Raw genomic sequence first — 19441 nt, forward strand, 5'->3', positions numbered from 1 at the left:
TTTTCATTTTCACTATCACTGAATAAAAGCGAGGCACCCATGAACGCAACGGCACTAAAAAAAGACATGGATATGGCGGATTTTCAAAACAGCACGACTTTTGAAAACCACGCTTCTGAAAACAACACGGCGTGGCAAAAAGTCTGTACCAAGGCAGACCTAGTGGAATACTCCGGCGTCGCCGCCTGGCTGGAAACCACCGACGGCCCCGTCCAGGTCGCTATTTTCTATTTACCCGAGGGGCAACAAAGGCAGGGGGATGAACTGTACGCCCTCGACCACTTTGATCCCTTCTCCAACGCCAACGTGATCGCACGGGGGATTATTGGCGACCTTAAAGGTTCAGCGGTCGTCGCTTCGCCCATCTACAAACAGTACTTTCGCCTGGAAGACGGCCAGTGCCTGGAGGATGAGAACGTCAAGCTGCGCACCTGGAAGATTGCATTTAAAGGCGATGCGGTGTGGGTGGAAGGCTAGCGCCAACCCCTCGTTAACATGCCCTACTGTTATACTGTCGCTTTTATCAAGCTCTCAGGGCAGTGGCGCCATGAAAACCGAGTCTCATACCTTAGCCTTTTCCGCCTTCATGGCATTGCTGATCGGCTGTGCAGGCATTGCCGCGACACTGGCATCCAATTCCCAGGCAATTCTGCTGGATGGACTTTTCAACCTGATCTATTTCGGCGTTGCGCTGGTCACCATCAAGGTCAGTCGCCTGGCTAGCCGCCCGGATAGCGAGTCGTACCCGTTTGGCTACAGCTACTTCGAGTCGCTAGTCAACCTGTGCAAAGGGCTACTGATTTTTGGCGTGTCGATATTCGCCTTGGTCGATGCGATTGCCGCGTTGCTTACCGGCGGGCGCGCTATTGCCGCAAGCATCGCCATCGCTTACGCCCTCTTTGCGACCGCTGCGTGCTCGCTAACCGCCTGGGTCATGCACCGCAGTCTGCGCTCGGTCAGCAGCCCGCTGGTGGAAGCCGACAAAGCGAACTGGGTGGTCAACAGCGTGATTTCAGCGGCGGTCCTTGCTGCCTTTTGCCTAGTGCTGATCTTCGAAAAGTTCCACTGGCAAAACGTACTTCCTTATGTCGACCCGCTGCTGGTCATTGCCGTTGTCGTAATGTGCATGGGTGTACCGGTCCGCATGGCCTCCCAGGCATTGAAGGAACTGCTCAACAAAACACCAGAAGAAGCCCTTGCAGAGCCGGTCCATCAGGCCGTCGGGCGTGCGCTGGCGGATATCGACACCCAAGAAGTGCGTGTGCGCATGGTACGCCCCGGCCGCCTGCTGTATGTCATCGTGCATGTGGTATTACCCGCCACACCTGACGTTTCCATTGCGGCCCAGGACAAGCTGCGAGTGAAAGTCGATGAAGAAGTGAGGCGTTGCTACTCCCCTGTGGTTTGCGACGTGGTGTTCACCGCCGACACCCGCTGGGCCGCGCCCTCTTGTGGGCTGCTGGTTGAACCCCATCACTGAACAGAGCGGCCCAGCCGCCCTGTTTTTCGCTGATCGTCTTGCGCGTTTGTTCAGAATTTTGTCTCTTTTACTGGTCATACGCCATCATCGACTCGCTCGGGGGAAGAGCACCATGGCGGCGACGATATCGCTATCACTCCCGAGCCTTACAGGTCCACCACCCAATCTGGTTTAAACAACGGCGGGCTGAACTCATCAGGATAACCACCAGGGTTGGCAACGATTCTCGTGCCCTTGCGCCACATATCGACTGGCTCATGGACATGACCGTGTACCCATAGATGCATTTTGCCCATCAGCTGTGGAAGGTGGGATGCAAACGCAGGGGAAAGCGTATCACCTGTGTACTGGGCAGGAATGCACTCACGCATTGGGGCGTGATGACTAATCACGACCTTGGTGCCGTCAAAGCGGTCGTCGAGTACTTCTGTCAGCCAATTCAAGGCCTCTTGATGCAGCGCTTTGCTTGCCTCGGGGGTCATGATGGTACCGGGCGCTGATTCGACAATACGAAAATCAGGCATATAGCGTTTCGCTTTTGCGGCCGTGTCTTCTGGATTATGCGTCGGGTTGTCAGCGTACAAGGCAAAGTCTGTCCATAGCGTAGTGCCGTAAAAACGCACGCCGTTAAGGGTGACGGCACGATTGTCCAGAAGCTCAATATCGAGTCGTTCAGCTTCGAGCGCCAGCTCCTCACGCAACATCGGCATCCACCTCAGGCAGTTCACGATTACCGTCAAAAAACTCCAAATGAAGATCCGATAAAATTCGCAAACGCATCCACTTTCTCCTTTCTTGAATCAACGCAAACCGAAAACCGCCCTATTTCGAAGGGCATGGGCAATACGAACGTTTGAAAACGCTTTGCTGCACTGCAACAAAACCGCTATACTTGTGATGTTGTCCGAATAGGAGGGCCCCACACATGTCTACAACCAATGTATGCTCGACGCAGGATAGCGAAGTACTCAATTTCTGGACACAGCGCGCGTACTGGCAACGCACCGCCAGCGATGCCCTTGCGGATTATTGCGAGTCATTGACCTATTCCTTACCCCGTTAGACCAAAAGAGAATAACCAAAGCCGAGCTAACGCTCGGTTTTTTTATTTCTCGCCGCTACGGTGGATATAGTCGATCTCAATTAGCTCCTCCAGCTCATCGAGGGACCCGCAGGGGTCTTTAAACCAGTACGGCACGATGCGCTGGTTATGATGGCTGCGCCTTCTGGATTTGATGTAGGCAATATCGCCAACCGGACAACTAGGCTGACAGAGGGGCTAGCGGGCATTAAGCGCGAGATGCACGGCGATGCTAGCCATCATCAAGCCAATCAAGCCGTCGATAATGCGCCACGCGATGGGCTTCGAGAGCCAAGGCGAAAGTGCGGCACCGCCCCAGGCCAGCAGGCTAAACCAGAGTATGGACGCGGTAGAGGCCCCCGCCACAAACACACCGGCACTCTCTTGCTGGGCGCCAATAGCGGGTATCAGCAGCAGCGTGTCCAGGTACACCTGGGGGTTGAGCACAGTGACGGCAAGAGTGGCGAAAATTACTTTGGTTAAGCTGCGCGCTTTGCCCGCTTCGGCGCTTAGCCCCTGCCGCCCGCTAAAGGCTCTAAACAGTGCCTGGGCCGCCAGCCAGCTTAAAAACACCACGCCCACCCAGCGCATGACTTCCAACGCGCTGGGCATCGTCAGCAGAAAAGCACTCACCCCAAACATGCCCGCCGTAAGCAGGATAATATCCGCGCTCATGCAAAGCCCCGCCGACCACCAGTGGTATTCGCGACGAATAGCCAAGCCTAATATGTAGGCGTTTTGCGCCCCAATCGCCATGATAATGCCGCCAGATACCACCAGCCCGGTGATATAACTTTCCCACATTGCCCAGCTCCCAGTCTCAGAATAAGCGTCGTGTTGGTCAATCTAGCACTAAGGTAACGGGGAGCGCTGATAACTAAAAATCATTTTGCTAATGGGGGTATTAGCTTTTCTTATTCTGAAACCGTTTATCAAAGTTGGAAATGCGCATGGCGGATCAGTGCTGTGATGAAGCAGTGGGTTGGGGCTCAGTGGGTGCTTCCAGTGCCTCTACCAGAGCGTCAGCGAAACGGAGGGCAGAGGGGAGGCCCCCTACAGGCCAGTACTCGACTGGTAAATAGACGGCATTACCATTGCGTAGACGCAACAACGCCTGCCATAGCCCGTCACGGTCGAGGCGATCACCAATGCTGGAGGTATAATGAGGGCTCTTCAAAACAACCAACCTACCTTCAATAGCGGGTAGTTCATCGATGCTCACAGTGGAAACTCCTACATAGTTTGTTGGTTTATTCCATGCATTGGTAAGGCCGAGTTGGTCCAAAGCGCCTTGAAGTAGACTGTTTTCACCATATATCCAGACATGTCGATCATCCCTAAACTGGATGATAATGAGGGGCTCTTCATCTCCAGAAAGTCTATATCTTAGTTTGGAAAACTGCTGCTCGTATTCGTGGATGAAGCGTTTTGCTTCTTCGTTACGTCCCACCCGTTCCGCTAAAGCCAGAGTGAAATCTTGCATCGCCTGCCAAGGGTCTCCAGTAATCGGAAATAGGGAGATATTTTCTGTGGGAGCGATGTTTGTTAATTTTCCATTAGGACTTGTATTGTCTCCCAATATTAGTGAAGGATTTAGGTGTGACACTAGCTCAAGATTTGGCATAGAGCCTAAACCCAACTCTATAGCATCACATGAGATAATTTTTTTATCTGTCCATTCGTTATAAGTGTTTAGTTGCATTACGCCTAAGGGAGCAATATCAAGTATGCTCAGTGTCTCTGCAACAGCCCAGTCAAAAGTGGCAATGGGTTGCCTTTCGCCAGCATATGCAATGCTGAAGAATGTAAGAAACGCTAGTACTGTCGTGAAAAACCTCATGTGTCGCGCCTTAGAGACATGTATCATGACTGCCATGGGTTAAGGTGTTAAGTTAAAAGGATAACCCACCGATGCCGATGCCTAGACATGCATTAGAAAATATTATCTTTTGGCAGTAATGTTCTTTGTTAAAACACCCAGCCCTAAATAGATAGGGCTGGGACAGCACCTGATAATAAAGTTTTAAATATTACTATGCTAATGATTTAGAAATCATATTTTAATTTCAAGTTTGCGTTACGTGGAGCGCCATACGCTAACTGACTGAACCAAGCACCACTATTAGTGTAATACTTCTCATCAAATAGATTATTTATATTCAATTGAGCGCTTAATTCCGGTGTCATCTGATATTTGGCCATCAGATGAGTAAGCGCATAACTACCCTGTTTTACTTCTTCGCTATTTCCCAAAGGGTTAGTCACCATTGTGTAGTTGGAGCTTTGCCAATTGAAACCACCGCCGAGGGTTAAGTCATTTAGTTGATAGGTGGTGAACATGGTCGCGGTACGACGAGGTTGAGAGGTATTTACTGCTGAGCCATCGGCATCTTCGGCCTGGAACTGTGACCAACCGAACATAAGGTTCCAATCATCGGTAATAGCACCTGACACTTCAAATTCATAGCCGATACTGGTAGTGCCTTCCGCCGCATATGAGGCCTGGTTAGTGGTGCCAGGAACCAAGTGTCCCACATCGGGCTGTGCCAAGTTATCCTGATCAATACGAAATACTGATAGCATGGCGTTCAGACGCCCTTCAAAATACTCCGCTTTAATGCCGGTTTCATAGTTTTTACCTTCAAGTGGATCAAGATAACTGCCATTTCTATCCTGTTCGTCCTGTGGGTTAAAAATATCTGTATAGCTAACATAAGCTGAATAGACATCATTAATATCGTAGATTAAACCTGCATAGGGTGTAACTATCTGATGGTGACTAAAATCATAGAGGTCACCATTTGACTTCATACCTTCAATGTCCCAGTTAGTAATGCGACTACCCAGAATCAAGGTCAGTGGGTCAGCCAGCGATAACCGTAAAGCTCCATAACCACCAAGTTGTTCAGTTTCTTTTCTCATATGGGTTGTTTGTTGATCCCACACCGGCTCTGGATATGAGCCATCCCACTCATAGAAATTTCCAACTGAGGGAACATTCAGTGCATTACGAAGTTCGGAAGTAAAGTCCTGATTGTTGTGCATCAGACCTACAGTCATCTCATGCTCACGACCAGAAAATGCAAATGGCAGGTTACCATAGATATCGATATTGTCCTGCTCTCGTTCAAATTCGTACCACGCTGGAAACGCCCCCATTCCAAGGCCGGTTTCCCTATCTGGAGAATCGAACAAATAGACTAATGGTAAATCAGCATGATTAATGTTTTTGCTATAAGCTGCGTAAAGTGACGCACCTGAATCAAAGTTATGCTCAAGGTTGAAAAAGTAATTAGTGACTTCAGAATCCCATCTTGTCCAGTCTGCGCCGACCGTTTTAGAACGAGACCAATCTGTTCTTTCTCCATTACTAAACCAAACAGGCAAACCACCCCAGGTTGAGCCGGTGGGCTTGTTTTGTTGTTGGCTGATGCCAATATTCATCAAAGTATTATCAGTGAGGTCGGCTGCTAAAGCGCCATAAAAAACAGATTTTTCATTTTCCAACGAATCAACAAAAGAGCCTTCTTCGAGATGGCTGCCAACGATGCGGCCACGCACGGTCCCAGCTTCATTTAATGGCGTCGAAATATCCACGGTACCCTGATAGCGATCCCAGCAGCCAGCACTGATAGTGGCATGTCCAGTAAATTCTTCACTATCCGCTTTCTTACGCACAAGGTTAATCGCAGCCGAAGGATCCCCCGCGCCGGAAGTCAAGCCGCTCGCACCGCGAACTACTTCTATACGATCATAAAGTATGGTGTCCATTTGTGATTCACCAGCGGAAAAACCACTTTCCCAAGCTGTTGGTATGCCATCAATTTGATAATTATTAATCTCAAATCCACGTGCGAAAAAAACATGCCTTTGGCTGTCCTGATTTGTTGAAGTGAGGCCAGTCACTGTATTGACCACATCAGTCAGTGATTCCAACTGCATATCATCAATCAACTGTCGGCTGATAACTGATACTGATTGCGGTGTTTCACGAATGGATAAGCCTAGCCGCGTCGCAGTATTCATTGAGCCGGTAGTGTATGAGCCGGTTCCTTCAGTCGAAGCTCCTCTATAATGATCGGCTGACACTTCTACTACCGACAACTCTACATCACCAGCCTCTTCCAACTGATAACTACCATCGCCGCGGCGCACTGCGCGCAAGCCGGTGCCAGCCAACAGGCGCTGCAAACCGTCAGTTACCCCATATTGGCCCTGAAGCCCGTTGGACTGTTTGCCAGCAGTCAAGGTGGCATCGAAAGCAATCTCAATACCTGCACTCACCGCAAAACGGTTGAGAGCCGTATCAAGTCGTCCTGCTTCGATGGAATAGGTTTGCTGAGTGGAGGCGCTCTGCCCTGTGGCTTGTTGGGCAAGCGCCGTGGCGGGCAAGCCACCTGCTAGGCAACTGGCCAGCAGGCTGTATTTAATAACACGCGGAATGGCTCGCGCCAGGGGCGTACGGATAAAGCGTGAGTGCGCTTGCTGCGTCGTCATGAAGATCCCCGTTGAGTGGTGCATTTTTTATGTCTACATCCTCTCTTCCGAACGAGAACGAGAATCCCTCAATTTTTTGTAGAATTTTTCTCTGGATCAATAGGCTCAGTATCATTGAACCGGAAAACGGCTCATTACAATCAATGCCCCACTTCCTCGCGCAAAGCCTTGATGTCATCCTCTGTCAATCCAGAGGCGGCAGCAATTTGCGAGTCTGTTAGCAGGTTCATTTCAATCAGCTTTCGCGCAACGTCTTGTCTACCTGCTTCACGGCCTTCTTGAAGCCCTTCACGCTTGGCTTGGTTCAAAAACGACACCTCGTCCCGCAGCGCGCGTTCGCGTACAAAGGCGAGGCGGCGGGCTTCTTCGTCGGCACTCAGTTCGCGGATGCGGCTCATTGCTTTCTTAACCGGTTCATGGGCAATATTGGCCATGGTGAGTTCCTCCTGCCAGTGTTTAAAGAAGGTAATCCAAGCGCGCAGTGGGCCTTCTGGCAGGCCCAGGCGATCCGCCTTTGTCAATTCGATGAGGTTCATCTGCAGAATGTTCCCAAGCGTGACGTTAGGTTGTTGTTCGTCGCGCATTTCAAATCGCCATACCGCTTGGTGACATTCAGATTCCGTTGCCGTGAACAAATCAAAATCAAGCAGGTGTAACCCCACCGAGGCGTTCAGCGCCTGATAATCCTCGCCCGCTTCAAGCTGATTCCCCAGCATACGGGCCAGATAAAATACCCCTCGCTTGTGCCACGCATCGTAGCGTCGCACCTGTATTTCCACATTATAGCAGTGGCCTTCGTTATCGCGTGCCAAGACGTCGAGAATGATGTATTTACCGTATAGCTCGTCAGGCTTAATTGTCGGGTTGAGTATTTCTACCGAGGCAATATCCGGTAAGTCAGGGCGCAGGTCATTGATCAACGTCACTAGCAGATCAGGCGCCTCGGCAAACAGTCGCTTGAACACATAGTCGTTGGTGGGGTCGAGTAATTCGCTCATCATCACTTCGCAAGGTTTGGCTTCAAAGTCACCCACAACGGCGTGCGGTACACTACTTCCAGCGACAAGGCATCGGCCAGGCTAGCCAGGGCGCGGTCGGTGTCTTGAAGTGAGAACACGCCGCTCACCCGCCGGTTAGCCACCTCTGGCGCACAGCGCACCACCCCATGGCGATAGCGAGCCAGCATCTCGACTACCTCGATAACCCGCATGCTCTCAGCCACTAACCGCCCCTGAAAGCGGGCGATTTCGGTGGGGTCGAGCGGCGTCGGTGACGTCACCCGGCTTGCACTCATCGCGGCCTGCTGACCAGCCTCCAACGTTGTCCGCTCGTCGCTTCCCCGCCGCTCCAGAGCCACCCGCCCCTCGTAAACCGCCACGTGGGTGCTATCAGTATGCTGTTGCACGCTGAAGCGGGTGCCAAATGGGAGGGAAAGTCCTTCCCGCGTCATCACGCTGAACATCCGAGCATCCGCTATTTTTGACGTGGTAATCAGCACCCCGCCACGCACAAGGTGGATACGCCGTTGATGGGCGTCGAAGCTTACATTGATGGCGGTATCGGTATCCAGGCGCAGCTGGGTACCATCACCCAGCGTGACATCGCGCATCTCGCCAATACCGGTCGCGTAGTCGGCGAACTGACGCTGCCATTGAGGCGTGCGCGGCAGACCAAAACCCAGGCCGCCCGCGAGCAGTGCCACGCCGCCCCATTGGAGCAAATGACGCCGTGAGACTGTTGGGGAGGCCTCGAATAACTTACTGCGCGCCGCATGGCTCGGCAGTGTTCCCAGGCGACCGTCGATTGCCCGTAACTGCTGCCAGGCACGCTCGTGTTCCGGCGCGGCTTGGCGCCATTGCAAGCAAGCATCGCGTTGGGCATCGGTGGCGTCGTCGCTCCATAGCCGTGCCATCCACAGGCTGGCCTGCTCCAAAATGGCGGGGGAGATGGTGTCTCGAGAAGGCGTCTCTTGGGACGCATTGGTGGACGGACGGCTCATAGCATTCACTTATGGTTGAGGTTCATGCACGGCCTGGTGACATACCAGCAGCGCCTTGGCGATGTACTTTTCGACCGAGGAGACCGACACACCCAATGAATTGGCAATTTCCGGGTAGCTCAGGCCATCAAGACGACACATTAGAAACGCCCGGCGTGGCTTATCGGGTAATCCATGCAGCAGCGCATCGATCTCGACTAACGCTTCAATAGTAAGTGCTTGTTCCTCTGGAGAAGGTGCCATGGGCTCCGGGAGGTGGCTAAGGGTTTCCAGATAGGTGGTTTCGATCCGCCGTCGGCGGTAATGATCGACCATCAGCCCTTTGGCGATTTGAGTCAGAAAACGCCGCGACTGATCCGGCTCGGGTGTGGTGCCCCGCGCCAATATGCGCAGATAGGTATCATGCGCTAGATCGGCAGCGGTATGGGAGCAGCCCAGTTTGGCGCTCAACCATCGCCGCAGCCAGCTATGATGATTGTGATAGAGGGCGTCGAAAGAAACTTCGCTTCCGCCCCGTTGCTTTATCGATACCATCGCCCGTTGCCATTGATTGCCTGTGCCAACTGCCCAAAAAAGCAAAAGTGGGCAATACCAGATGCAAACAATAAATGATAATACGTATCATTACAAACGAATTAGCAGTAACGAATTCTTGAGTGAAAGCAGCAGAGTTTGGTCGTGCAACAAAGCTATAACCAAGGAACAGGCTTGCGCTGAGGCGTTGGCTTCAGACGCGGGAAACGCAAGAATCTACAAATGTAGAAATACAGGTGCGCCGGTATGGTGCTTGGCACAAACGCGGCTTGTTTTACCTCAGCCGCATGCTCGGATCTCAGCTCAGCACGGGCGAAGATTACCAAGAATTACGTGCCTCGGTAGGGCTACACCTGCTAGATTTCGACTTGTTCACCGCTAATGATGACGAACGTCAACAAGCGACATGGCGTTTTGAAATGCGCGATGAACGCCAGCCGAATGTATCACTGGGGAACATTCTGCAGATGAACTTGATCGAATTGAAGAAAGCTGACCGCCTGGGCCTGCCGCAAGGCCCACTTCGCGCTTGGGTGAATTTTCTAGAGCACTGGAAGGAGGACATCAACATGATCGATACCACCTACGAGCCGGTCAGAAAGGCCATGGAACGCCTCAAGCAGCTCAGCGCCGACGAAGAAACCCGCCGCCTTGCCTTCGTGCGCGAACGCGCTCTGCGCGACGAGGTGTCGTTTATCAATGAAGCTAAGCGCGAAGGGATTGAACAAGGGATTGAACAGGGGATTGAGCAGGGAGTAGAGCAAGGCCGTGAAGACGTTGCGCGCAATATGATTCTCAAAACGGGGATGGATGATTTGGCGATTGCCGATATCGCTAAATTAACTGCCGATGACGTTGCTCGTTTGCGTGCTGAAATAAAGCATTAATTTTGACCTCCTCACCTCCCTGAAGGAAGGTGATTCCTGGTTGTCGCCTTCCGGGTTCCTGCTCTGGCCTTTGAAGAAATGACTGAACGCCCTATCCAAATGCCGGAGTGATTGTTGTAGGCAAACGTATTAGCAGTATCAAACTCTTGAGTGAAATGGGTGGCCTTAGCCCGTCTTATTCATGGCTTGAATGCTGCGTAAAAGCATAATTAAATAAAATCAATCGGTTATGAATATTTGAAAGGCCATGGCTCGCTTCACCAAATGGGTGAAACCTTGCCATCTGTGCAAAGTAATATTAACGCATTGATTTTAAAATGGTTTTTTATTGATCACTAGAGTTTGTGATGAATAAGGCAGGCTTAGGGCTTAGGGGGCGCTTCCAGTGCTTCAACTAGGGACTCGGCGAAGCGAAGTGCGGAGAAGAACCCGCCCCATGGCCAATAATACCTGTTGATACTGGCCGGTGTATCATCCAACCAATACTGCCATAGCCCTGACGTTGGCAAGGTTGAATCAGATAATTCGTAAGCCGCACGAAGCAGGATGAATTTTCCCTCCAACTGAAACGCCTCTGAAATGGTTAATGTACTGAAGCCCCAGTCGTTAGTAGGCCCTTGCCAAGCATTCTCCAACCCAAGCCGAGTGAGAACCATATCTTCCAGGCTTCCAGATCCATAGAGCCGCAGATGGCGGTCGTCTAGAATCTGCGCGATAAATAGAGGCTCTTCAGGATGTTCAATTTGTGCTGCCATTACTGACAGCCTAGGGCGTGTTGACGTTTGATCGAAGATGATTTGGCAGGATAGGGGCAAGCTCGCAGAATAGAGGTTCTCACGCCAACAAACTGCGAGCTTGCGATGCCCCGACAAATGCTCACGGATGAACATTGGTCGAAGCTGAAACCTATCCTGCTTCAACAAGGTATCTATGACAAGGCCAACCTGCGCATCACTGTGGAAGGCATCCTTTACCGGATGCGCACTGGCTGCCAGTGGCGGGACCTGCCAGAGGCGTTTGGGTCCTGGAATACGGTCTACAAGCGCTTCAACGCCTGGTCATCGGCTGGAAAGCTGATGGCGGTTTTCAACATGCTGGTCGAGGATCCGGATGTCGAGTGGCTATTCATTGATGGCTCTTACGTCAAGGCGCACCAGGACAGTACAGGGGCTGCCACAGAAGAGTCAGAAGCCATTGGCAAAAGTCGTGCAGGCAACACCAGCAAAATTCATCTGGCCGTTGACGCTTATGGCCTTCCCAATTCCTTCAGGATAACGGGCGGTGAGGTACACGACAGCACAGAAGCCCAGGCATTGATTGACGACTTGCCGACGGGGGAGGCGCTAGTGGCTGACAAGGGCTATGACAGCGAGCGTATCCGTGAGCAGGTTGAGGCGAAAGGCATGGAGGCCGTAATTCCACGTAGGCGCAACTCGAAAAAGGGAAATGCCAGTCTGGACAGAGGTTTATATCGCTATCGGCATCTCGTCGAGAATGCCTTTGCCCGTTTAAAATCGTATCGCGCCATAGCGACGCGCTACGATAAACTGAAGCGAAACTACGAAAGCATGGTGGCTTTGGCGTGCGGTTTTTTATGGCTCCCAATGTGAAACGTCAACAGGCCCTAGCTTCTACAAATTTAATTAACTCTTCGGCCTGCTGTTGCTCATCGTTCAGTTCCCCAACCGTTCTCGTCAACTGCTCAAGGCTCTTCCAAACATCCAAGTCTCCTCCAAATAGTCGGATTTTTACTACATCAGAAACACGTGAAATCATACTCTCTAAATTCACGTGGGCTGGTGGAGATATCAGAATGATATCAGGATCCAAAGATGCTAGGTATTCCAAATTTGGCTGAAACTTACTACCAAGTTCAAGAGTGTCAGGCATTAAATTTTCTTGGTATAACTCCCTATATTGCAAAAGTCCAGCTAGCGCTACAGGTGGATGCTCAAGATCACTCAGCGTATCTGCAACAGCATAGTCGAAAGTGACAATTTTCTTTGGCTCTTCAGCATTAGCGAGTGAAACAGAAAGCAGTAAAAGTATGACGAGAAAATTCGTTTTTCGGACTAAAGAGAACAAGGCATCCACGCAGATCATAAATATTTTCTACTCTGCATTTTATAAAACAATGGTAGGTGGTGGATCCGCCTACCATAGCCCCTGATAGCAACATTACCACCGATAACTTACTGAGCCCACGACACTTCTTGGCTCACCATAAAAGCAGTTATAGGTGCAGGACTCAATATAGGTCTTGTCAGTGAGGTTGGTCGCATTCAGTGAATAAATCCAAGGCCCCGTTTCATAGCTCACTCGCGTATCCACAAGCGTAAACGACGGCACTTCACCCTCAACCCATGTTCCCCGGGTCGCCCCCATATAGCGAACCCCCGCGCCGAATTTCAGCTCTGGCAGGCCAAAATCAGAGAAGCGATAGTCACCCCAAAGCGAGAACTGATTATAGGGCGTATTAGGCGTTCTCTTTCCCTCTTCACCTGGCGTAATAGGGCTGCTTTCCGTTGTGCGCGCATCCGTATAGGCATAGGCTGCAACCAAGTTGGCGTTAGAGCCTATTGCAGTTTTGACTTCCAACTCAAAACCGCGTGAACGCACCTCACCTATCTGTGTCTGAAAGCTAGTGTCCACGGGATCGGTGACACTGACGTTTTCCTGTGTTAGCTCATAAGCACTGGCAGTGAGCATGGTATCTGATCCATCGGGTTGATAGCGGACTCCCACTTCGTACTGCTCTCCACGCGTAGGATCAAATCGATTTCCGTTACGGTCAGTGCCGCTAGCGGGTTCAAACGACTGGCTATAGCTGATGTAGGGCGCCAAACCGTTATCGGCAATATATACGCCGCCTACGCGTCCAGTGAACGCATCGTCTGTCTCGCGGCTCCACTCAGTAGGGCCAAAATAGGGGGAGGTCTCATCCTCGTTCCAATCTTGACGCCCACCCAGAAGAAGAACCCACTTGTCGGCGATTTTCATTTGATTTTGAGCATAAAGGCCAACCTGCTCACTGCGGGTTCTGAACGACCAAGCAAAAGGCTCTGGTTCGCCAAACTCACCGCTATCGTAAACGGGATCAAAGAGGTTAAGCGGTGGTGCCGTGCGATTGTAGCGCTCGGTTTCATGGCGTTGTCGTGTGTAGTCGACACCAATCAAACTGGTGTTGGTGGTACTTCCAGCCTCCCAGTCATATTGCAAGGAGGTATCTGAGGTCAAGCCTGATGATGCATCACGGCGATCTTGAGCGTTTCTCGTATAAATCCTTTGATCGTTACTTTGGCGAATGCTCATCTGAGGAAAATCAGCATCAAGCCGGAAGGTACGCAGATTATGTCGGAGGTGGAGTTCATCGGAGAAGTCGTGTTCTAGCAGGTAACCGATAGAGTAGCGCTCACTGTCATATTCGTCGAACCCTGACTCACCGACAAACCGCTCTCGCGGAATGTCACCATGCGGATTGGGTAGAATAGTTCCGCTGGTTGGCAAACCATAGACGTGGGCCGTCTGGTCGCGCTGGTATTCACTCAGCAGGGTCAGCGAGGTCTGCTCAGTAGGCTGCCACTTAAGGGCTGGCGCGATGTAGGTTCGGTCATAAGGCACATGATCTACGAAAGTGTCGCTGTCACGGTGGAGCATGGTCAAGCGATAAGACCATACGCCATCTTCATCCAGCGCATCGGAGAAGTCCGCAGAAATCTGGCGGCGATCATAGCTGCCCACCTCGAGGTTAATTTCTCGCAAGGGCTCGCTGGTGGGGCGTTTGCTGACAGCATTGATGATACCCGCAGGGGCAGCTACTCCATACAGGATTGAGGACGGGCCTTTGAGCACTTCCAGCCGTTCCAAACCATAGAGCTCCTGCTGGCCATTGTAGGCATTTACTTGGTACTTGCTACCATCTCGATAAGTAGTGGTATTGCGAAATCCACGAACTCTAAGCCCTTCCGAGGTTCGTTCGGCTCCGTTGAACCTTGAGACACCAGGAGTATAGCTCAGGGCTTCAGTGAAATTCCGAGCCCCATAGTTTTGAAATTCCTCGCTACTTACAATCGAGATAGATTGCGGCGTTTCAATAATCGGCGTATCGGTCTTGGTGCCTGTTGCGCTCCGGGTGGCGGCGATACCCTGCACTGGCCCGTAGGCTGTCTCCTGCATCCAGTCGGCCTCCACCCGCATCGTTGACAACGCCACATCCTCAGGCCGCTCCTCCAACCGGTAACTCCCATCGGCTTCATTAACCAAAGACAAACCACTTCCGCTGAGCAGTGTCCGCAATCCACTTTCCACGTTGTAGTCACCGGATAGCCCGCGGGTTTGCTTACCCTGGGTTAGGTTGGAATCAAAGTAGATGACCACGCCGGAATCGGCGGCGAAGCGACTGAGGGCGTTACCCAGGTCACCGGCGGGCACTTCAAAATGCTGCGCACCTTGCTGGGCTGGTTGCTGAGATTGCTGCTGGGCATGGGCGGTCAGTGGCAGCAACGCGACGGGCATTGATAGCGCAGTACACAGCATTGCACCGCCAATTGCGTGGGCGAGCCGTGTTTTCTTAAACTTAGTGTTGTGCATGGGTTCCCCTCTGGTTAGCAACAAAAAAGTGCCTCTTTAACCAGTAAGTCGAACGGGGAAAGCAAAAGGTACCGTCATGGGCAAAAATTATTTTTTCTCGTCCACTGCCACCCAATAGCGCGTGCGGAAATTGACCGATACCGGGAAGGATTTACTCAGCGCATGCAGTGCCTGGTCGGTATCGTCCACCCTAAAAGCGCCAGTAATACGGAAATGGGCCACGCTAGGGGCGCAGCGTAAAACGCCTGTGCGGTAGCGGCCCAGTTCGGCAAGAAACGCATCCAGAGGCATGTTTTGTACCACCAGCATCTGGCGAGTCCAAGCATCATCAGTGGGTGCCAGGCCTGTCGGTGGTGAAGCCGTGTCGGCGGTAAAGGTGAGCTGCTGGCCAGCGGGGCACAGGTTTTGAGACCCCGTGCGGGTGGTCACTTCCACACTGTGTTCGAACACAGCAACCTGGGTTTCTCCTTCCATCATCCGCACCGAGAACCGCGTACCCTGGGCGCGCACCCTGCCCTGCGGCGTTTGCACAACGAAGGGGCGCGGGTTCTCGGCACTATCGCTGGCGGTGGTCACCATGACTTCGCCTGCGCGCAATATCACTAGGCGCTCGTTGGCAGTAAAGTGGATATCCACCGCCGAAGCGGTGTTGAGTATCAGGCGGGTGCCATCCTCCAGCGTTAGCTGTTTGACCTCGCCAGTGGCGGTGTGGTGATCCGCCAGCCAATGCTCTACGGGGACGTGGCGGTAGGCGGTCACGCCCAGAGTCCCAGTGCCCAGCACCAGCGCCAGGCCTTTCAACACACTACGACGGCTCATACTGACGTGCTGCTCGGCACGCTCCAGTGTGTTCAGTGCCAGGTGGCCCGGCACTCGACCAAGCCGGGCCTGCAGTTGGTCTACCCGCTGCCAGGCCCACTGATGCATGGGATCGCTGTCTAGCCACTGCTGTAGGGCCTGCTCGTCTGCTGGCCCTGCCTCTTCCGAGCACAGACATGCATACCATTGCGCGGCCGCTTGCAGTGCCTCGCGCCGAGACCGAGTCAGTTCATGAGGGGCTGTGACAGTCAAAGGTTACAGCTCCGCTTCCAGCGCATAGAGCAAGCAAGACTCGGTGGCCTTGGCCATGTATTTTTTGACTGAACTGAGCGATACACCCAGCTCCTGGGCAATATCCGTGTAACGCATACCCTGTAACTGCGATAACAAGAAGGCACGCCGTACGTTGCTCCCCAGGCCACTGAGCATGGCATCCAGCTCGTGCAGGGTTTCCAGCATGATGGCCTGCTCTTCTGGCGAAATGGCAACCGGTTCCGGCTGTAGAGCCAAACTTTCCTGATAGGCTTTTTCCAACGCGTGGCGGCGAAAATGATCGATCAAAACCCGATTGGCGATGGTCACCAGAAAACTACGTGGCTCTCGGATAGCCTCGACCTGGCATTCGGCATCGCTGCGCCCCAGAATGCGCACAAAGGTATCCTGAGCAAAATCCGCCGCCTGCTGCGAACAGCCCAAACGCCCGCGCAGCCAGCCAAGTAGCCAGCGGTGATGCTCGAAATAGAGGGTATGTACCTGCTCGCGCAGTGGGTAATTCCCAGACGACATGGCTACCTTCTGGCCTCAATGCTATGCAAATGATAATTATTGCCATCATATTGGGTGACCCAGGAGGATACAAGCCCTTGATATTGATTCCTGTCGTTACGGATATAAAAGATTGCGAGGCGGCCTGCGAGGCAGCTGATTCCCCTTCCTCACCTCCGCCTGGGCTAAAAATGCAACAAAAAAGCCAAAAGCAGGTACCGCCGACAAGTGATAACACTCATCAAAACAGGCGTATTAGCAGTATCAAATTCCTGAAGAGAACCAGATAGTGCTAGGGCTCTGCGGGTGTTTCCAGTGCCTCTACCAGGGCCTCGGCGAAGCGGAAGGCGGAAGGGTGAACTCCTCCTATCCAAAACGAAGATGGTAATACGACAAAATCTCCTCGCTGGACACTAGGAAGGTAACGCCACATGCCGCTATTTTCGATATTGTGTTCGATACCTGTGGGATTTCCACTTTCTATGATAACCAGTCTCGCATCTTCAACATTGAAGAGTTCTCTTATACTGATCAGTGAATATCCCCACTGATTGGTCTGTTGTGTCCATGCATTACTTAGCCCTAGCCGCTTTAGCACCCCCTGGAACAGGCTATTTTCGCCGTATACTCGCATGTACTGTTCATTCATTAATTGGATAATCAATAAAGGTGGCTGTGGTTCCAATGTACTCTGCAGAGAACGCAAATGGACTTGAGTGTTAGCAACCAACTTCTCTGCTTTATGTCTTCTGCCTGTCAGTGCCCCAACTTCAAGTACAAATGCATCGAAACGCGCCCATAAGTCGTCATCAATATCATTCGCAAAAGGGAAATTGTGAATAATAGAAAAAGGTGCAATATCTGCCAACATAACGCCCATACGAGTCTGTCGAGGCGCAAGGAGTATACGGTGTGAACCAATACTACTTAACAGTTCCATATTAGGAAATATTTGGCTCCCAACACTAGTGATATCAGCATCAGTATAGCTATTACCGGTCCATGTGTGAAAACCCGAAACATTCCCCATAAGAACAGGGCCAGGATCCAACGCAAGGAGTGCTTCCGCAACAGTCCAGTCGAAAACCGAAGTAGAAGAGGGCGCTTTATTTGCCAGTGCCGGGTTAAAAATCAAAAAAAAGCTAATAAAAAAATAAGAGGGGCACCAGAATATTAATAAAAGCTTATAAAACCTCACTGTGAACTCCTTCAGAAGAAAAAAGAAACCGGAGAGGAACTTGCCAGTTTTCATTTTTCAATGACCATTACATACCACTCAGCCCCACTGAAGCAGGGCTGAGCAAGGCACCTTTTCTACAAGGTTACATTCTCATTCATTAAAACTCGTATTTCATCGTCGCCATGAAGTTGCGTGGTGCGCCGTAATAGTTATGCCTGGTTACACCTCGAACGGCAGAGTAATATTTTTTATCAGTCAGATTATTGCCAGTTATTGAAAAGTCCAAGTTTTCACTGACACGATAGCCGACCATAGCTGATACTGTGGTATAGCCCCCTTGCTCAATAAAGTTATCGTCACTTTTGGCGTAAAGACTGCTGACTGTATTCATACCGGCACCGACTCGCCAGCCCTGATTAGGATCTTCGCTGAAGCGGTAACGTGACCACAGATTAAAGTTATGCTTCGGCGTATCTGGTGAAAGAGTGAGGCCCTCTGAGTTAACATCTCTCACGAACTCAGTCTCTGTATAGGCGTAACCTGCACTGAGGTCCCAACGGGGCAAAAGCTGACCGCTGACTTCCAGCTCGAAGCCCTCACTCCTTGCTTCACCAATTGGAATTGAGAAACCAGGATTATTAGGGTCAGCATAGGCGCGGTTGGTGTCTTCAATACGGAAGACTGCAGCATGCCAGTTCAAGTCACCCCCAGCATGGGAGCCCTTAACACCAACTTCGTACTGCTCACCTTCTCTTGGCTTGATAGGGTCGCCATCGCGACTCATAGCCGTTTGCGGTTGAAATATACCTGTGTAACTGGTGTATATGTTGAGTTCATTATTGAGTCGATAGATTAAGCCAGCGTAAGGAATAAATTCAGTACCATCGTCACGGGACCTTTCACCACCAAGCAAGTTATCGGTTTCCCACCAATTGACACGACCACCAAGAGCAATCGTGAAATCATCTATAATGTTGAAGCGAACTTGTCCGTATGTGGCATACTGCTCAACAACAAACTCATTCTGACCGGGGGGGCCATCGAAATCTGGTTCAACTCGGTCATTCTTTGGATCGAATAGATTCTGAGGAAGATATTGAGGGTCACCGTAGGTCCACTCATTTCTTAGCTCACTATTCTGGTAACTGGTTCCAATCACTGCGTGATGGGTCGCCCCAGCCAATTGGAACGGTGAGTTAACCTGTGCCTCGAAATAATCGTCCTGTTTCTCAAGCTCCCAAGCGAGCTGGCGGATCCAAAAGTCGCCGGTACCCCGATCGGCGGGAAGCATCCCCTCACTACTTTTTCTCAGATTGGCATCGCGATCCAACCGATTGGCCTTCAGCGTTAATTCGCCACCATTGGCGAGGCGATGTTCAAGCTCCAAGAAATAGCGCTGAGCATTCCCGCTCTGCTCGTCCCAGTCGGATCCGAGGTAGGTAGAGCGGTCTACATTCGTGAATGTGCCATCACTGTAAGTGGGTAAGCGAGCCATTAACCACATCTGGGCAGGCGTCGCTCAGCCGGGTAATGTGTCCTTCCAGTGCCAGGGCAGCAGCGTGGTGAGCTCGTCGTCGTTGAGCGTGGGCAATGTTTCGAAGACGTACCG

19 protein-coding genes are annotated in these 19441 nt (G+C 51.6%); 5 read left to right on the plus strand and 14 right to left on the minus strand.

Features of this window, described 5'->3' with window-relative positions:
* Positions 1-39: 39 nt before the first annotated feature.
* A complete protein-coding gene (gene nirD, locus M8006_RS13625) occupies positions 40-477 on the plus strand; it encodes a nitrite reductase small subunit NirD (RefSeq protein ID WP_250083126.1) in 438 nt (145 codons plus the stop codon).
* Positions 478-547: 70 nt separating this feature from the next.
* Positions 548-1480, plus strand: coding sequence for a cation diffusion facilitator family transporter (locus M8006_RS13630; protein ID WP_250083127.1), 933 nt, complete (start codon positions 548-550; stop codon positions 1478-1480).
* Positions 1481-1626: 146 nt separating this feature from the next.
* On the opposite strand, the gene M8006_RS13635 is transcribed toward M8006_RS13630, so the two are convergent.
* Positions 1627-2184, minus strand: coding sequence for a metallophosphoesterase family protein (locus tag M8006_RS13635; RefSeq protein WP_250083128.1), 558 nt, complete (start codon positions 2182-2184; stop codon positions 1627-1629).
* Positions 2185-2405: 221 nt separating this feature from the next.
* Here M8006_RS13635 and M8006_RS13640 point away from each other — a divergent pair, with 221 nt between their 5' ends.
* On the plus strand, positions 2406-2543 hold the full coding sequence (locus M8006_RS13640; protein ID WP_250083129.1) for a hypothetical protein: 138 nt from the start codon (positions 2406-2408) through the stop codon (positions 2541-2543).
* A gap of 216 nt (positions 2544-2759) precedes the next feature.
* Here M8006_RS13640 and M8006_RS13645 read toward each other — a convergent pair whose 3' ends face one another.
* From M8006_RS13645 to M8006_RS13670, 6 genes are all read right to left on the minus strand, one after another.
* Positions 2760-3365, minus strand: coding sequence for a LysE/ArgO family amino acid transporter (locus M8006_RS13645; protein ID WP_250083130.1), 606 nt, complete (start codon positions 3363-3365; stop codon positions 2760-2762).
* Between the two features lie 154 nt (positions 3366-3519).
* Positions 3520-4401, minus strand: a complete 882-nt coding sequence (locus M8006_RS13650; RefSeq protein ID WP_250083131.1) for an ABC transporter substrate-binding protein — start codon at positions 4399-4401, stop codon at positions 3520-3522.
* 206 nt (positions 4402-4607) lie between these two features.
* Entirely contained in the window at positions 4608-7058 is a 2451-nt protein-coding gene (locus M8006_RS13655; protein ID WP_250083132.1) for a TonB-dependent siderophore receptor, read from the minus strand.
* A gap of 140 nt (positions 7059-7198) precedes the next feature.
* Positions 7199-8056, minus strand: coding sequence for an Rpn family recombination-promoting nuclease/putative transposase (locus M8006_RS13660; protein ID WP_250083133.1), 858 nt, complete (start codon positions 8054-8056; stop codon positions 7199-7201).
* A 2-nt stretch (positions 8057-8058) separates the two neighbouring features.
* Positions 8059-9057: a FecR domain-containing protein gene (locus M8006_RS13665; protein WP_250083136.1), complete on the minus strand. Its 999-nt coding sequence runs from the start codon at positions 9055-9057 to the stop codon at positions 8059-8061.
* Positions 9058-9066: 9 nt separating this feature from the next.
* Complete coding sequence (locus M8006_RS13670) at positions 9067-9507, minus strand: sigma-70 family RNA polymerase sigma factor (RefSeq protein WP_347709769.1); 441 nt, start codon at positions 9505-9507, stop codon at positions 9067-9069.
* 263 nt (positions 9508-9770) lie between these two features.
* Between M8006_RS13670 and M8006_RS13675 the strand changes: the two genes are divergently transcribed.
* Positions 9771-10478 (plus strand): Rpn family recombination-promoting nuclease/putative transposase, encoded by a 708-nt coding sequence (locus tag M8006_RS13675; protein ID WP_284047062.1) that lies wholly within the window; start codon positions 9771-9773, stop codon positions 10476-10478.
* Between the two features lie 362 nt (positions 10479-10840).
* Here the strand turns inward: M8006_RS13675 and M8006_RS13680 are convergent, their stop codons facing one another.
* Positions 10841-11233, minus strand: a complete 393-nt coding sequence (locus M8006_RS13680; RefSeq protein ID WP_250083142.1) for a TroA family protein — start codon at positions 11231-11233, stop codon at positions 10841-10843.
* Between the two features lie 105 nt (positions 11234-11338).
* Here M8006_RS13680 and M8006_RS13685 point away from each other — a divergent pair, with 105 nt between their 5' ends.
* Complete coding sequence (locus tag M8006_RS13685; protein ID WP_250080573.1) at positions 11339-12088, plus strand: IS5 family transposase; 750 nt, start codon at positions 11339-11341, stop codon at positions 12086-12088.
* A gap of 4 nt (positions 12089-12092) precedes the next feature.
* Here the strand turns inward: M8006_RS13685 and M8006_RS13690 are convergent, their stop codons facing one another.
* The 6 genes from M8006_RS13690 to M8006_RS13715 form a co-directional block, all read right to left on the minus strand.
* Entirely contained in the window at positions 12093-12581 is a 489-nt protein-coding gene (locus M8006_RS13690) for an ABC transporter substrate-binding protein (RefSeq protein WP_250083144.1), read from the minus strand.
* Between the two features lie 75 nt (positions 12582-12656).
* Positions 12657-15068 (minus strand): TonB-dependent siderophore receptor, encoded by a 2412-nt coding sequence (locus M8006_RS13695; RefSeq protein WP_250083146.1) that lies wholly within the window; start codon positions 15066-15068, stop codon positions 12657-12659.
* 87 nt (positions 15069-15155) lie between these two features.
* A complete protein-coding gene (locus M8006_RS13700; protein WP_250083147.1) occupies positions 15156-16139 on the minus strand; it encodes a FecR domain-containing protein in 984 nt (327 codons plus the stop codon).
* A 3-nt stretch (positions 16140-16142) separates the two neighbouring features.
* Complete coding sequence (locus M8006_RS13705; RefSeq protein ID WP_250083149.1) at positions 16143-16673, minus strand: sigma-70 family RNA polymerase sigma factor; 531 nt, start codon at positions 16671-16673, stop codon at positions 16143-16145.
* Between the two features lie 271 nt (positions 16674-16944).
* A complete protein-coding gene (locus tag M8006_RS13710) occupies positions 16945-17904 on the minus strand; it encodes an ABC transporter substrate-binding protein (protein WP_250083151.1) in 960 nt (319 codons plus the stop codon).
* 85 nt (positions 17905-17989) lie between these two features.
* Complete coding sequence (locus M8006_RS13715) at positions 17990-19327, minus strand: TonB-dependent siderophore receptor (protein WP_250083153.1); 1338 nt, start codon at positions 19325-19327, stop codon at positions 17990-17992.
* Between the last annotated feature and the right edge of the window lie 114 nt (positions 19328-19441).

Source organism: Halomonas llamarensis (assembly GCF_023555005.1).
Lineage (GTDB): Bacteria > Pseudomonadota > Gammaproteobacteria > Pseudomonadales > Halomonadaceae > Vreelandella > Vreelandella llamarensis.